This is a genomic window from Bernardetia sp. MNP-M8 (assembly GCF_037126285.1).
Classification (GTDB): Bacteria; Bacteroidota; Bacteroidia; order Cytophagales; family Bernardetiaceae; genus Bernardetia.
In genome coordinates this window covers 970,768-986,872 of record NZ_CP147012.1, presented here as the reverse complement: position 1 = coordinate 986,872, position 16,105 = coordinate 970,768, and the positions used below count along the sequence as shown (strand labels likewise).

At 31.3% G+C, this 16,105-nt stretch carries 12 protein-coding genes; 5 read left to right on the top strand and 7 right to left on the bottom strand.

Annotated elements, in window-relative coordinates:
* Nucleotides 1-37 precede the first annotated feature (37 nt).
* Complete coding sequence (locus V9L04_RS04130) at nucleotides 38-2,020, top strand: SpoIIE family protein phosphatase (protein WP_338792809.1); 1,983 nt, start codon at nucleotides 38-40, stop codon at nucleotides 2,018-2,020.
* 279 nt (nucleotides 2,021-2,299) lie between these two features.
* Here V9L04_RS04130 and V9L04_RS04125 read toward each other — a convergent pair whose 3' ends face one another.
* On the bottom strand, nucleotides 2,300-3,433 hold the full coding sequence (locus V9L04_RS04125; RefSeq protein ID WP_338792808.1) for a lysylphosphatidylglycerol synthase transmembrane domain-containing protein: 1,134 nt from the start codon (nucleotides 3,431-3,433) through the stop codon (nucleotides 2,300-2,302).
* A gap of 337 nt (nucleotides 3,434-3,770) precedes the next feature.
* Between V9L04_RS04125 and V9L04_RS04120 the strand changes: the two genes are divergently transcribed.
* A complete protein-coding gene (locus tag V9L04_RS04120) occupies nucleotides 3,771-4,961 on the top strand; it encodes a homogentisate 1,2-dioxygenase (protein ID WP_338792807.1) in 1,191 nt (396 codons plus the stop codon).
* Nucleotides 4,962-5,433: 472 nt separating this feature from the next.
* On the opposite strand, the gene V9L04_RS04115 is transcribed toward V9L04_RS04120, so the two are convergent.
* The 4 genes from V9L04_RS04115 to V9L04_RS04100 form a co-directional block, all read right to left on the bottom strand.
* Complete coding sequence (locus tag V9L04_RS04115; RefSeq protein WP_338792806.1) at nucleotides 5,434-6,273, bottom strand: MBL fold metallo-hydrolase; 840 nt, start codon at nucleotides 6,271-6,273, stop codon at nucleotides 5,434-5,436.
* A 134-nt stretch (nucleotides 6,274-6,407) separates the two neighbouring features.
* A complete protein-coding gene (locus V9L04_RS04110) occupies nucleotides 6,408-6,827 on the bottom strand; it encodes a hypothetical protein (RefSeq protein WP_338792805.1) in 420 nt (139 codons plus the stop codon).
* A 153-nt stretch (nucleotides 6,828-6,980) separates the two neighbouring features.
* A complete protein-coding gene (locus V9L04_RS04105; protein WP_338792804.1) occupies nucleotides 6,981-7,889 on the bottom strand; it encodes a hypothetical protein in 909 nt (302 codons plus the stop codon).
* 105 nt (nucleotides 7,890-7,994) lie between these two features.
* Nucleotides 7,995-8,498 carry a hypothetical protein gene (locus V9L04_RS04100; protein ID WP_338792803.1) on the bottom strand — a complete coding sequence of 168 codons (504 nt, stop codon included), beginning with the start codon at nucleotides 8,496-8,498 and terminating at the stop codon, nucleotides 7,995-7,997.
* A 581-nt stretch (nucleotides 8,499-9,079) separates the two neighbouring features.
* Here V9L04_RS04100 and V9L04_RS04095 point away from each other — a divergent pair.
* Both V9L04_RS04095 and rlmN read left to right on the top strand, forming a co-directional pair.
* Entirely contained in the window at nucleotides 9,080-9,616 is a 537-nt protein-coding gene (locus tag V9L04_RS04095; protein ID WP_338792801.1) for an O-acetyl-ADP-ribose deacetylase, read from the top strand.
* A gap of 917 nt (nucleotides 9,617-10,533) precedes the next feature.
* A complete protein-coding gene (gene rlmN, locus V9L04_RS04090) occupies nucleotides 10,534-11,613 on the top strand; it encodes a 23S rRNA (adenine(2503)-C(2))-methyltransferase RlmN (protein ID WP_338792800.1) in 1,080 nt (359 codons plus the stop codon).
* 94 nt (nucleotides 11,614-11,707) lie between these two features.
* On the opposite strand, the gene V9L04_RS04085 is transcribed toward rlmN, so the two are convergent.
* Entirely contained in the window at nucleotides 11,708-12,136 is a 429-nt protein-coding gene (locus V9L04_RS04085) for a hypothetical protein (RefSeq protein WP_338792799.1), read from the bottom strand.
* A gap of 146 nt (nucleotides 12,137-12,282) precedes the next feature.
* Entirely contained in the window at nucleotides 12,283-12,699 is a 417-nt protein-coding gene (locus V9L04_RS04080) for a hypothetical protein (RefSeq protein WP_338792798.1), read from the bottom strand.
* A gap of 133 nt (nucleotides 12,700-12,832) precedes the next feature.
* Between V9L04_RS04080 and V9L04_RS04075 the strand changes: the two genes are divergently transcribed.
* A complete protein-coding gene (locus V9L04_RS04075; protein WP_338792797.1) occupies nucleotides 12,833-15,811 on the top strand; it encodes an AsmA-like C-terminal region-containing protein in 2,979 nt (992 codons plus the stop codon).
* Nucleotides 15,812-16,105: the final 294 nt, after the last annotated feature.

Below are 16,105 nucleotides of genomic sequence, written 5' to 3'. Positions count from 1 at the left end.
AAGTTGAAACTAAGAATTTGTCCATTCTACTTTACGTATGTTATCCAAATTAATAAATATTCAAATAAAGCTCTCTTTTTGTACTCGTTTTATTATTCGTTCTTTCTTTGTAATCGGTTTGTTGTTTTGCTTTTCCAATGCAGTTATGGCACAAACAAAAATTATTATGGGAACGACTAGTGATACAAAAGGTAATTCTGTCGAAGGTGTTACCGTCATTATGCCCAACATTGGTAAAGGAGTCAGTAATAGCAATGGTGGATTTACAATAGAGTATCCAGCTTCAAAAGGATATCCAAAAAAAGTAAATATAGAGAAAGAAGGATATTCTTTGGTAGATTATGATATGGGACGAAATGGTCTTTCTATTACATTAAGGAAATTAGATAAGACTTTGAAAGGACAAGTTTTTGCACAAAAAAATACTCCTTTGGCTGGTGCAGAAATAATTTGGAAGGGTGTAAACTATGAAAAAGTAACTAAGGCTGATGCTGTTGGGAATTTTTATATGGAAATTCCGAATGGAAAAACGGTAACTTCTTCTTCAGAATTTATAATTAATGGAAAAAAAATAAATGGTAGATTTTTTTCTTATAACAACAAATTGAATGAAGTGAATATAGTGCTTTCAGGAGATTTATCTAATCCTGTTTTGAAAGCTGAGAAACCAAAAAAAGAAGAGATTAAAGAAAAGGTAGAAGAAGATACCACAACTGTAAAAGAGCGAGTCAATCTAGAAAAGGTAGTAAATGATCTTGAAATGCAGAAAAGTTTGCTTGCAGAACAAGGTTATAAAATACGTAGAGCTATGGAAGAAATAGCTGAAGAACTCAATAGCAGTAACATTACGGCACAAGAAAAAAGTAGATTAAGAAGAGAGCTTGATGCACTATCAAAACAACTTATAGAAAATGAAGTTGCTTTTGAAGCAGCACAAGCTGAAACACGGAAACTAATGGATAAAATTAGAGGACTTTTGTATGAAAAAGATTCTATTACAACAGCCTTTACAGAAAAAATAGAAGAAGTAGAGGCTGAAAAGGAATTGGCTCGTCTTCAAATGATTGTTGTAGGTATTGTCGCTTTACTTCTCTTAGTAGTTGCTGGTGGTGCTTATTTTGTTTCTCGTAAAATTAATAAGCAAAATGAAGATTTGGAAAAATCAAATCATGACCTCAATCAAACAAAAGGTGAACTAGAAACCAAAATTGAACAAATTGAAACACTTAATAAAGAAGTTACTACAAAAAACCAAAAGATTACTGATTCAATTCGTTATGCCCAAACTATCCAAGAAGCTATTCTACCTGCTGCAATAGAGTTCGAAAAAGCTTTTGCAGATTACTTTGTGCTATACTCACCTAAAGATATGGTTTCAGGGGATTTTTACTGGATGACAAATCAATATACATTAGATGGACAAAAAACAGTGTTAGCAACTGTCGATTGTACAGGTCATGGAGTTCCAGGGGCATTTATGTCAATGATTGGAAATACACTTTTGAATGAAATTGTAAATCAAGAAAAAATATTTGATACTGCCCAAATTTTGACACGTTTGCATGAAGGTGTAAAAAAGTCATTACAACAGAACAATATGTCAAATGACGATGGAATGGATGTTTGTATTTGCACCATTCATTTTAATTCTGATGAAACAGCTCATGTGCAGTTTACAGGTGCAAAACGCCCTCTTTATTATTTTCAAAATTCATTTTTACAGAGCTTAAAAGGAGACGTAAAATCTATTGGTGGAAGAGATAGAAAAGAAAAACCTTTTACAACACAAGATTTGTATTTGATGAAAGGAGATTGTTTGTATCTCATGACAGATGGTTTTAGTGATCAACAAAATTCCGATAACAAAAAGTTTGGAACAACACGCCTTTTAGAGTTGCTAGAAAAAAATGCTAGTTTGGCACTTCCTGTTCAAAAACAAGAACTAAATGATGAACTCCAAACGCACAGTTGGGGTGTAGAACAGCGTGATGATATTACAATTGTGGGTGTGAAGATATAATATTGATACAGAACATCTTCATAAAAATCTTGTCAATAGTTTTTGCTAATCTAAAATAACTCTGATTTGTATACAGTCTATTGCACTATTTTCAAAAGTTTTGCAATGTTTTTTGTGCGTTCAACTCCCCAGAGTTGAACGAAACGCTTTTGCCATTGTTGGTGTCTCACCAACGACACAGAAACACACAGCCTGTTAACTTCTCTGCTTCCTGTACTTAAACGACTTCATTACATTGAATTTGTATTAGGCTATTAACAGACTCTTGAATATATTTTCTTACTTCTTCTTCTTTTTTCTGTTCTTATTTACTCTAATTAGCCAACGAGGTAAAACTAATGCTCCTATAAATAGATACGGATAATAATAGAAAAGTCTCCACAAAATACCTACTGCTGCACAAAACTCTTTTTGCAAATATTCTGCATAAAACAGACAAAAAACAGCTTCTGCTGTTCCACTGCTTCCAGGGGTTGGAGAAAGAAGCATGACAATCCACATCGCTATCTGACGAGCAAATACGAAAAGATGATCCACAGCATCAAGAGGAGTAAAAGCAGATATCAAGCAGTTGAGCATCAAATAACGAGCTATCCATATAAAAAAGGTTAGAAAAATAGCTTTTATCCATAATGATATTCCACTTCCACGTAATGCCTTGGCAGCAATTATCATTTCGTTGCCTGTATTTATTGCGCCTTCTTGAAATCTTTTGAGAAATTTGATGGATGTAATTTTTATCAAAAGCCATTTAAAACCTTTTGGATTTATGATAAGACCATAGGCAAAAAACATCGCATAAAGCACTGTCAAACCATAACTTACATAAAAAGCTCCTTTTAAACCTTGTTGTTGTACAAATTCGTTGAATATATCTGCCGAAATAGCAGGGAAAACCATAAAATCAAATGAGTTAGAAACAAAAATAGCTAAAGGAGAAAAAACAATAAAAAAGAAATTATCTAATAAGGCAGTCATCATGACGTATGCCATCGATTTTCCAAAGGATAATCCTTCCCGATTCAGAATAAAAATAGCAACGGCCGTTCCACCCACCACAGAAGGAGTAACAGCAGACGCAAATTCCCATAATAAAATAATATACATACTAGATTTCCAAGAAAGCTCTTCATCACTAATCATTCTAATACGATATATGTAACCTGCATCTCTAGCCAACAGCATAATTAAGGCAGCTAAAAACCAAAGCCAGTTTGATTTGCCTAAAGCATCTAAAAAAATAGGAATATCAACTTTTTCTAAGAAAAAATAAACTGCAACACCTAATCCAATCAAAACGGGAATATAAATTTTATTCGTGTTGAGTGTCTTAAAAACTTCTTTTTCATCAGGAGCTTTAGCAGTTACGTTCTTAGAATTTAATTTAGGGTTAGGATTGGAAGTAGAAGACATTGGTATTTATTTCTATTTTTAGTAACATTTTATAAAAAAAAATCTTTCTCACAAAACAAAAAATGGCTTGTTCTAAAAAGCAGTATTGAAAAGAAACTCAAAAAACACACAAAGATAACACAAAAAAATGCCTACCTAATAAAGATATTGGACTAATTTTATGTAAATTTCCATTTTGAGAAAAGATTATAATTTTTTCACCCTCAAAATGCATAATCTTCTCATAATTTGAGTAGTTTGTCTGTAAACTAAAACAGACCATTAGAGTTCTGTTTTTAAATAAAAAAAAGTAAATTAAAATAAATCACACAATCCAACCATAAAATAATATAACGCAATGAGTTATTATCAGAAAATGGGTCAGATTCCACCCAAACGACATACCCAATTCCGACAAGAAGATGGTAGTTTGTATCACGAACAACTTGTCAGCTCTCGTGGATTTGATGGTATTTACACAATACTTTATCATATCAATCCACCCACAAAAATCAAAAAAATGCTTGAGCCTATTCCTGTAAAAACGGAATTGCTTACAGATTATCCTCTGCAACCTATGCACCTCAAAACTTCTCTTTCTGAAAGAACAGGTGGAGATTTTTTAGATGCTCGTATCCCTTTGCTTGCCAACAATGAGTGTGTGTTGTCAATTTGCAACCCAAGTAAAAATACAATGGATTATTTTTATAAAAATGGCGAAAAGGATGAAGTAATTTATATGCACGATGGAAATGGATATTTATATTGCCCACAAGGAAAATTGAGAGTGAAAAAAGGCGATTATGTAGTCATTCCAAGAACTACAGTTTATAAAATGGAATTTGACAAAAATGAAGTAGATGAAAATGGAAATAAAGTAGAAGTCAGAATGATGATTACTGAATCTCGTGCGCCTATCGAAACAGTTAATCGTTATCGTAATCGAATGGGGCAACTTTTAGAGCATTCGCCTTATTGTGAACGTGACATTCATGGCCCTCAAGAATTAGTTACAGAAAAAGAGCCAAAAGAAACACTTATCAAAACAAAAAAAGGAAATTTTTTACATCAACATGTTTATGATTTCTCTCCTTTAGATGTTGTCGGTTGGGATGGTTGTTTGTATCCTTATACACTTTCAATTTATGATTTTGAGCCAATTACTGGACGTATTCATCAGCCACCACCTGTTCATCAGACCTTTCAATCAGAGGGTGGTTTTGTAATTTGCTCATTTGTTCCTCGTCTTTTTGATTATCATCCAGATTCTATTCCTGCACCTTACAATCACTCAAACATTGATTCTGATGAAGTTCTTTTTTATGCAGAAGGAGATTTTATGAGTAGAAAAGGAATTGATAGAGGTTCTTTTACCATTCACCCTGGGGGAATTGTTCACGGTCCTCATCCTGGAACGTATGAGGCAAGTATAGGTAAAAAAGCAACACACGAATATGCCGTAATGGTCGATACTTTCCGTCCTCTATATCTAACAAAACAAGCATTAGAGTATGTAGATACCAATTATGCGTATAGTTGGTTAGAATAAAAATAGTTGTTTTTCTACCCTTTAAAACTAATAAATGTCAATTCGAAATATGGTAATCATTCGAATTGACATTTTTATATATAACTTTAACTACTTATTTATTTATTTATCTTTTCTTATTAGGATTTTTGTAACGAGAAATAAATTCTAGTCCTTTAAAGAAACTAAACATCATGGCAAGACCAATAATAAAGAAAAGTAGATAAATTAGCATAGAAATAGGAAAATAATATTTTTTATAAAGAATTTTATCTTATCTATTTTAAGTGTGCCAAAATTGAATCCAAATCTTTGTTTTTATTTTATTTATTTGTAAGTTGTTGATTTTTAGCTGTTTAAGGTTTTATTGTTTTGCTTAAATTTTTTTTGCTTATCAAAATGAAAAATATTTTTGTCAAAAAAGTAGACTGACTACGAATCATACTCAGAAAGGTTTCAAAAAACAAAAAAAAGGTGTTAAATATTTCATTTTTTATACAAAATCACTCAACATTCCAATTTCTTTTGGCATAATTCCTCTTTCTGTTCTCTGCAAGGTGCAACATTGATTAACTGGGTCGTGTTCGAAAAATAAAATATAATCATTTTCGACAGCTTCATTCAATAGTTCTTCTTTTTCAGAAAGTGTCTTTAAAGGCTGCATATCATACGCCATAATATAAGGCAGGCGTACATGATGAACTGATGGAATAAGGTCTGCACAAAACACAATTGTTCTATCTTTATATTTTATTTGAGGTAACATTTGTTTTTCGGTGTGTCCGTCCACAAAGCGCAAATCAAACGGCAAAGAATCTGTTTTTTGATTGCTAGAAAGAAGTTTTAATTGTCCACTTTCTTTTATAGGAAGTATATTTTCTTTTAAAAATGAAGCTTTTTCTCTTGGGTTGGGTTCGATAGCCCAGTTCCAATGTTCTGTATTTGACCAATATGTTGCATTATCAAAAACAGGAATCAGTTTGTTCTTTTCTCTTTTTATTGCGCCTCCACAATGGTCAAAATGCAAATGAGTAAGAAAAACGTCTGTAATATCAGAAGTTGAAAAACCTTTTTGTTTCAACGATTTTTCTAAAGAGTCATCGCCATGCAAATGAAAGTGACTGACAAACTTTTCATCTTGTTTGTTCCCTATTCCTGTATCAATAAGAATAAGTTTATTTCCATCTTCTATCAAAAGACAACGCATTGCCCACGTACACATATTTTTTTCATCAGCAGGATTGAGTTTTTGCCACATTACTTTTGGAACAACACCAAACATTGCACCACCATCTAATTTGAAAAGTCCTGTATCTATTGTATGTAAAGTCATTTTTTTTGAGGTTTTGGGGTCGTTGGTATAAATACCAACAACAGCAAGAGATATTAGTTGTAAGATAAATAAAAAAATCCTATACTAGCATAAGGACTAAAATAGGAATTTTGTTTTTTATAAAAAAGATAAAGTTACTCCATCAGCCAAGCCTTAGCTTTTTCTTCACTATCCCAATTTACCACTTGTAAACCTGTTTGTTCAGCATTGTCAGCCATAAATTCTGCAGATAATTGAGAATACAAATCTTTAGGTAGTATAACACTATATTTTTTAAGTCCTGCTACAACGACTTGTGGCATCCATGAGTTAGCAATCCAATCATTTGCTCCATCCCAAGAGCCTTCGTTATTTCTACTGTCATTAAGCCAATTTTTTATTTTATATTTCTTGACTAATTCAATCATGGCTACGCCACCTTGTTTAATATTGTCTTCATTTACCCAGCCAATCCAGTTTGTCAATCCCCAGTTTTGTTCTGGATCATAACCTAATTCTAAGAAAACTTCACCTGTTTCATTTTTAAATTCTTTAATTTTAAGTTTTTGATTCATAAAGATATTTTTTGAGATAAAAGAAAATGTGTTTAGTTTTAAAATATTGCAGAGTTTTTTTATACGTTGTTAATATAAAAAAAAATCCATCTTTAAAGAAATAAAAACGGATTTTTTTGAATTGAAATAATTAAAAAATGAACTTCTGGACTTTTAAACTTCATTTACAGCACGCTCAATCAAACGACTAGCAACAGTTTGTGTTCCTGTATGCTCAAAGTAGTTGGTTGAAGCATCTAAGAAAGCAGCTACATAATCTAGTTTTGTATCAGCTAAAGAAATATATTCTGAAAGGCTTGCAATTACTTTTTCTGAATTGATATTATTCTCAGATTGAAAATTACTAATCCAGCCTTTTGTGTGTCCGAATGCTTTTTTTACAAATTCTAGTTTGTCGGTAGCACCACTTCCTGGTATATATTGTGCCATTTTTTGGAAAACACTACTATTTTCTACTTTATCTACACTTACCGATTGAAGTTTGTTCATTACAATTTCGGCAAAATCAGGACCTAGAGGAAGCACACCATCAAAGGCTACAATTCCTGCCATACGCATTTTGCTTTCTCCTGCATAATTGCCTAATGCACCCACAAAATCACCAAAACTATCTCCAGGGATTCCATTTATTTTTGTAAAAGCTAGAAGTTCAGCCGTAATTTTGATAGCCAAATCAATACTCTGAATTGTATCAGCTTTTGGAGTAAGGTCTTTCATAAAAGAAAGCATACTAAAACTATCAGCCAATTTATCAGCCATTGCAGCAGCTCCAAGAGCTGTATCGGCTGTATCTACCATTTTAAAAATTTTGATAGCCGTTTGATAGCCTTGCGAATCGTCATTGTAAAGCTCTATTGCTTTTTCTTTTACTTCTCCTAAAAATTCCTCATCTGTTTCGCCTGTAACATCACGCATTAAGGCATCAAAATCAGTCGGATTATTCCATTCTCCTGGAACTACAAAATCTAACGCTTTCAGCGCATAAATAGTAACCCCAGATTCAGGTAGGTTATTTACAGCATCTACAATAGAAACTGGTTTGTCGTCAGAACCAAAAAACATATAGTTGTATATTTAAGTAATTGAAAAGGTTTTTTAAGAAAAAATGAGTTTCTCAAACTGTCAAGATACTTTTAGAGTATTTAGACAGATAATTGAGTTGAAAAATTATTTTAAGTTGGCAAGTCCAGCAAGATCAAATTTTTCGAACCAAGATTTGCGAGTTTTATCATCAAAGCTATCTTCTTTCGAACGAATACTGATTTGATAACGGTCAGCAACCAAAATAGTAGTTCCTTTAGAACCTTTTGTAAGCGCAGGGTAAGATGCAATGTACATCGTTGCGTCTGCATATTTTGCTTTTGTATCCATATTAGTACTCAAATCACTAATTGCAAGAGTAGCTACTTCTATTCCATCTTTTTCTAAACTAGCTTGTACAAATCCATCTTTTTCTTGATTATAGATAACTTTGTATGCTCCTTCTTCTTGTGGGAAAAATTTATTGAGCGCACCTCCTTCAACTTCTTCTTTAGGCATTTCTTCGGTAGCAGTCGAACCATTATCTATTGTAGTTGTTGTTTCTGTGTTAGTTTGTTTCTTTCCTCCACAACTAAAGAGGAAAGCCGAACTTAGTAATAGGGCAAATAACGAAATACGAAATTTTTGCATGTGCATAATATAAGGTGAAATTTAGTGATAAAATGAACTTTAAAACCTAGAAAATCTTTGAATATAAGAAATAGAAATTGGTATCTTATTCTATCTTAAATTCTCTAATTATTCTATTATTTACCTCAATGTACAAATTATCATTCAGAATTAGAATAGTTTTTGTTGATTTTTGATTGAAATAATCGGAAAAAGTTAAAATTTCAAACTCTATTCATTCTGCTTTAAAGTTTGATTCTTAAACTATAAGCTAATAAAATACAACAAAAAACCCTTTTTACTGCAAGAGCAAAAAGGGCAAAAAGTAATTAGTTGTGAAAAAGTAGGAGTCAAAAAAATAGCTTTTAGTTGTTTACTACTTTCCCTAAAAATGGCTACAAAATCAATTGTTGAGCTTTTTAGAAAGAAGTAAAAACTGCTTTTAACAGGTTCTTTGCTAATTCTCCAAAACAATTTTTTCAGAATTGTATTTGTTTTCCTTATAATGTCCCAAACATAGTCATTATTTTTTAAAATACACTATTTATGACAAAAAAATAGTAGAAAAATGCAGTAAAATTTAATTATTAATCCAAAATAACATGTCAGTTAAACTTTTATTACAACGAGGAGATATTACCAAAATAGCTGTTGATGCTATTGTAAATGCTGCAAATACATCACTGTTGGGTGGTGGTGGCGTTGATGGTGCAATTCATAGGTCAGGAGGAAAAGAAATTTTAGAAGAATGTATTAAAATACGTAACAAGCAAGGAGGTTGTAAAACTGGAGAGGCTGTTTATACAAAAGCAGGTAATTTATCAGCTAAGTATGTTATTCATACAGTAGGTTCAGTTTGGCAAGACGGAGAACACGGAGAAAGAGAACTTTTAGCCAATTGCTATAAAAACTCATTACAAATTGCTGAAGAGTTGCAAATCAAATCTATTTCATTTCCTAATATAAGTACAGGAGTTTATAAGTTTCCAAAAGAAGAGGCTGCCGAGATTGCTCTAAATACTGTAAATAAGTTTGTAAATCAAAGCGAAGATTCTACTTTAGAAGAAATTATCTTTGTTTGTTTTGATGAAGAGAATTATAAAATTTATGAGCGTTTGATGAGATTATCTAATTTATGATTAAAAGAAAAAAGAGGTTATCCTAAAACTAGGATAACCTCTTTCAATACTATTTTACTACCAAAACACAATCTTTAATATTGAAGAATAAGAATTATTCTTATAGTATTAAAGATGCTTTGCTCTTTAATATTTTTAGTGATTTTTGATTTTTACAAAACGTTATTTCTTTCTTTATACTTGTCATCTGATATAGTAGATTTATCTTTTGCTTCAAATTCATTAGTAACACCATTCTAGTGTTTGGTTTTAAAAGATAAATCCAATTGCAACTACTAAAAGAAATGCCATGTAAGGTAAAATTATTTTTTTTGATATTGATAATGTTTTAATTGTGTGTTAGGAGAATATAATAAAGTTAATTCACTTAGTAGTATGTCTGCATACCATTAATAGAAATAAAAAAGTAACCAATATACTTTTTTATATAGCTTAATTATTAAGCTGTTTTGTAGCTGCTTAGCTAGTTATGTAAAGTAGTTATCTTTGTTAATTATTAAACAAATTAAGCAGGTTAATTTTACATTTCCAAATTTTTAGCCATAAATTCATAAATAATTTACAGTGTGAGTTTTTTTAAAAATTGATGCTTTTTTAAATTTTGTACGTTGTTTATCAAATTTTTATTGATAAAAGATTCAATTTTGAATTTTTGATAATAAAATCACATTTAATTAGCAAAATTGTAATTAATGTGATTAATTATTTTTCAGTAATTTTTTTGACAACTCTTGATAATTAAGGTTTTAATACTTGAAAAAATGATTTTTTTTCTAAGTTATGAGATAGAGCTTTTATGATAAAAAAGGTGGAAATTATATTCAAGAGCTTCGAATTATAATTAATGCTCTAATAATTTCGTATTTTTGTAAAATCAAACAAAAAATAAGAATAAACTGAAAGAATAATTTACTGCTATGAATACGCCAACTATAAAAGTATCGCTTCAAGAGATAGAAAATAAAAAAACAGATATCCGAAAACTAACTTTAGCCGAAATTTCGGAAGAACTACAAAAATTAGGAGAACCAAAATTTAGAGCAAAACAGATTTGGCAATGGCTTTGGGAAAAATCAGTTACTTCATTTGAGCAAATGACAAATCTTTCTCAAAAACTTAGAGAAACGTTGCAAGAAAATTTTGTTATTAATGCCCTTACCATTTCAGAAGAGCAAAAAAGCAATGACGGAACTGTAAAATCTTCTTTTCGATTGTATGATGGCAAAATAGTAGAAGGCGTTTTGATTCCTGTTAAAGATAGAATGACAGCCTGTATTTCGTCGCAAGTGGGTTGTTCGCTTTCTTGTAAGTTTTGTGCAACAGGGTATATGGGTAAGAAACGAAATATTGAAGCTGCCGAAATTTATGATCAAGTAGTTGCTATTTCAAAGCAAGCAGAAGAGAATTTTAATCAATCTCTTTCGAATATTGTCTATATGGGAATGGGCGAACCCTTGATGAACTATAAAAATGTTTTGCAATCTATTGATAGACTGACTTCTCCAGATGGACTAAATATGTCGCCAAAAAGAATTACTGTTTCGACAGCAGGAATTGCAAAGTTTATCAAAATGCTTGCCGATGATAACGTCAAATTTAATCTTGCTTTGTCTTTGCATGCTGCAAATGATGAAAAGCGAAACGAAATTATGGATATTAATGAGAGTAATTCGTTGGAAGTTTTGGCAGAAGCCTTGAAGTATTTTTATGACAAGACAGGAAATAGAATTACATACGAGTATATTTTGTTTGATGATTTTAATGACTCATTGAAAGATGCTGATGAGCTGTATCGTTTTTGTAAGCACGTTCCTTGCCGAGTAAATATCATCGAATACAATCCAATAGAAGAAGCTGAATATAAGAAACCAACTGAAGAAAGAATAGAAAAATTTGCAGGTTATTTGATTAAAAGAGGGGTACGTACAACTGTCAGAAGAAGTAGAGGAAAAGATATTGATGCAGCTTGTGGACAACTTGCCAATAAAAAGGGTTAATTCGTAAAAACTAAATAGCACTTTTCCAAAGAATGAGTTTTATCTCATTATTTGGAAAAGTAAAACTTTCGAATAAATGATTTTAATAATGAAATTATTTTTTGTTTCGTTCCTCTCTAATTACTACAATTTCATTGACAGCATTGATAGCATCAAAACGAATCTGAACAAGCCTGCGTTCTCCATTTTTGACCTTTTCAGAATTTGAGTTTTCACACTTTTCAGAAGCATCAATATAATACGTATAAAATTTTTGATTACGACTATATAGCTCTGCAAAATCAGGCTTACCTAATATTTTTCGTAAATCTATTTCGTCTAATCCTTCTAGTTTAGGTTTGATTTTTTCTAAATCTTCTAACATTCCTGTACGCACACTTTCGCAACCATTTCTATCTATTTTCCAAGCTTTCATGTCAAACTCACTTTCTGTTATGGCATTTGGATCAGAACAAGACGATACTAAAAAGCTTAAACACACAAAAAAACTAAAAACTAAAAAAACACTGTTAAAAAATTTCATTCTATTTTTTACAATTAATTTGATTAAATACTATTTCGACAAATATACTATGCTATATTCATAAGTCTATCTTCTACTAACTAAAAGTCTTTTGTGATAATAGATTGTTTGATAAAATTAAAAATAGTAAGAAAGGATTTTTACTATCAATTTTTTGTTGTAATCTGCTCAGAATCAAATGTTTCTAAACTTGTCTTTATACTCAAATCTCCATATTCTTCTATTAAAAAATGCTCATAAAAATAATTTCCTTTAAAATAAATTGTTGAAAGAGATTGATTTGATAAATAATGGATTTTCAATGTTTTGGCTTCTATCAAAATGCTTTTTGATTCGATAGGAATATAATAAAATCTACTTTCTTTATCTTCTAAAGTCCATTTATCAAGTTCAAAATTTAGATAATTCCAACCTTGAGGAAAAATAATTTTATCAAGATTTATATTTTCATAAAATATAGAAACTTTCCAAAGCATTCTACCATTATTTATTTCTTCACAATCTAAAAAATGGATTTTTAGCTTTTTATCTGCTGAAGTTTTTGAAGGAATAGCCTTGTACATATTGAAGTTTAAATAAATTTCACTATCTTTTTTCTTAACTTTAGATTATCTTTCGACTAAAATTCTATATTTTTTCTGTAAATATAATAGCCGTTGTTGGTGGCTTTACTAACAACACCATAATCAAATAAATATGAAAATAGTAAAAAAAATATCCATTGCCATAATTGTTCTATTAGTTTTGCTAGTAGGAGCGATTTTTCTTATTCCTGTGCTTTTTAAAGACCAACTCAAAGCAAAAGTAGAGAAAGTTGCTAGTGAGCAGGTGTTGGCAGATGTGAAATTTGGAGATTTTGACATTTCTATCTTGCGTCATTTTCCAAAACTGACCGTGCAATTAGAAAATATTAGTGTTATCAATCGTGCGCCTTTTGAAGGAGATACTCTTTTGGCAGCCAATAATTTTGAGATTGCACTTAATTTTATGTCAGTCTTTAAAGATAAAGTTGAGATTCATAGTATTTATGCAGACAAACCTCTTGTGAATGTCCATGTTTTGAAAGATGGACGTGCAAGCTATGATATTTATGAAGGCACATCAACCGAAGAAACCACAACAGCAGATACAGCAGCCTTCGAAATTGGATTAGAAAAATGGAATATTAGTGATGGAAGAATCCGTTACCAAGACGATACCTTGAAAATGATTGCTATTATTGAAGGCTTAAATCACACAGGAAGTGGAAATATTACAACTGATAAGTATGATTTGAGTACAAATACGACAATCAATGATTTGTATATCAATTTTGAAAATGTGGCTTATATTGCTCACAGACCTGTTTCAGCTGATGCAACGCTTGAAATGGATATGAAAAACATGAAGTTTACTTTCAAAGAAAATGAATTTAAAGTAAATGATTTGCCTTTGAAAATGGATGGATGGTTAAGTATGCCTGAAAATACGGCTTCTATTCTGATGGATTTGAATTTTTCTACTCCTGAAACAAACTTTAAAAGTTTGCTTTCTCTGATTCCTCCTGTATTTTTGAAAGATTATGAAGGTTTGGAAGCAAAAGGAGAGTTTGTTTTTAAAGGAATGACAAAAGGAGAATTTAATTCAGAGAAAGAATTATACCCAGAGTTTGATATTTCACTTTTGATAAAAGATGGGTATTTCAAATACCCAGAACTTCCAACGGCAGTAGAAAATGTAAATGTTGATATGCAGGTTGTAAACACTACTGCAAATTTGAATAATACAGTTATTGATATAAAAACATTTGGAATGAATTTGGGCAAAAACCCAATTAATGGAAAAGTTAGACTTCAAGGATTAGAAAAATATGATATTGATGCAAACATAAATGCAACAGTAAATCTTGCTGAGCTGGCAGAAATTTATCCAATGGACAGCTTAGAAATAAAAGGTTTGTATAATCTAAAATTACTTGCAAAAGGAGTTTATGATGAAGCTCAAAACCGTATTCCTACCATTGATGCAGATATGACATTGAAAAATGGATATGTCAAATCACTTGCTTATCCGATTCCGATTGAAAATCTTGAAGTAGAAGCACACGCCAAAAACACAACTGGACAAATGGAAAATATGCGTGTCGATTTAGAAAAAATCACAATGCAAGTAGAAGGAAAACCTTTTTCAGTTAGTGGACATACAGAAGGAGTTGAAAATCTTGTTTATGATTTGATGATAAAAGGTGAATTAGATTTGGCTACAATTACTAAAATTGTCCCTTTAGAAGATATGACTGTTACAGGTTTAATAAAAGCCGATATCGAAACAAAAGGCTCAACGGCTGCTTTAGATGCTGAAAAATATGATCAACTTCCGACAAGTGGAGATTTGTCTGTACAGAATTTGGTATTTACAAGTGTAGATTTGCCACAAGGAATGAAAATCACAAATGCAAAAGTGAGTTTTACGCCTCAACAAATGATTTTGGATTCTTTTCAAGGATTTTTAGGGAAAAGTGATATTGCTCTTACAGGTGGACTTTCAAACTATATTGCTTATGCGCTTGCTATGGCAGGTTTTCAAGAAGGAACGCCTATAATTCGTGGAAATATGAATCTTACTTCAAATCAATTTAATGTTGATGAATGGATGACAGAAACAGATGACCCAACAACTGTTGAAGATGAAACAGGCGTAGTAGAAGTGCCAAAAGATATTGATTTTACATTCAATGCAACTATTCAAAAAGTTTTGTATGATAATATGGCTCTCAATAATATGCGTGGTTTGGTGCGTGTAAAAGATGGCGAAGTCAGAATGGATAACCTTACTTTTGATGCTGTTGGAGGAAAATTCAGAACAAGTGGACTTTATAGTAGTAAAGATTTGGCTCGTCCTATTTTCTCTTTTGATTTGGATATTATTGAGGCAAATATTGGAGAAGCATTCAAAACTTTTTCTACAGCAAAAGCCTTTGCTCCTTTAGCAGAAAGTTTGGATGGAAAATTCTCTCTTAATAACTTCAATATCACAGGACTTTTAAAATCGGATATGATGCCAGATATGGCAACACTTTCAGGAGGTGGAATGATGAAAATTGTTGATGCAATGATGAAAGATAATCCTTCTATCAACAAATTAGCTGCTGTTGCAAATATGCCAAAACTCAAAAATAGTCGTTTAAAAGATGTAGTGATGCAAACCAAAATTGAAGATGGAAAAATGAAAATTCAACCTTTCGATTTGAGCTTTGCAGGGTATAAATCTACTATTGGAGGAACAACAGCATTAGATGGAGGACTTGATTTTCACTTAAAAGTAGATGTTCCAAAAGAAGAAGCTCTTTCATTAGTAAGTGGATTGGTAAATATCAAACCAGAAGATATTGAAAACTCTACTATTCCTTTGTTTTTCAATATTGGAGGAACATACAATAGTCCAAGTGTAGCCATGGACAATTCGGCTATTAAATCTCAAATCAAATCTAAGGTAACTCAAACACTCAAAGAAGAAGCTACCAAAACAGGAAAAGAGTTATTAAATGATTTCTTTGGAAACAAAAATGATTCAAAGACTGATTCTACTAAATCTACAAAAGCTGATTCTAGCAAGACAACAAATCCAATAGAAAAAGCAAAAGAAGACCTCAAAAACAAACTAAAAGGTTTGGGAGGTTTTGGGAAGAAGAAGTAATTTTTAGTGATTAATGTCTAGTGTTTAATTATTAGTTATAAAAAAATCCATTATTTATTTTTTAGGCTCTTCCGACAATTTAGCGAAATTATAAAAGGGTGTGCGTTCGTTTTAGCTTCGCTGAGGGTTACACCGTTCTCAAAAACGAACGAAAGGCTTCCTCAGAAGCGTGATTTAAGCAATATCACGCTTCTGAGGAAGCGTTTTTTTCAGTTCTGAGGAACTGAACACACAATGTTTCGCTAAAAAGTCGGAAGAGACATTTTTTATATAATTCTGGATATTTTAGGAAAA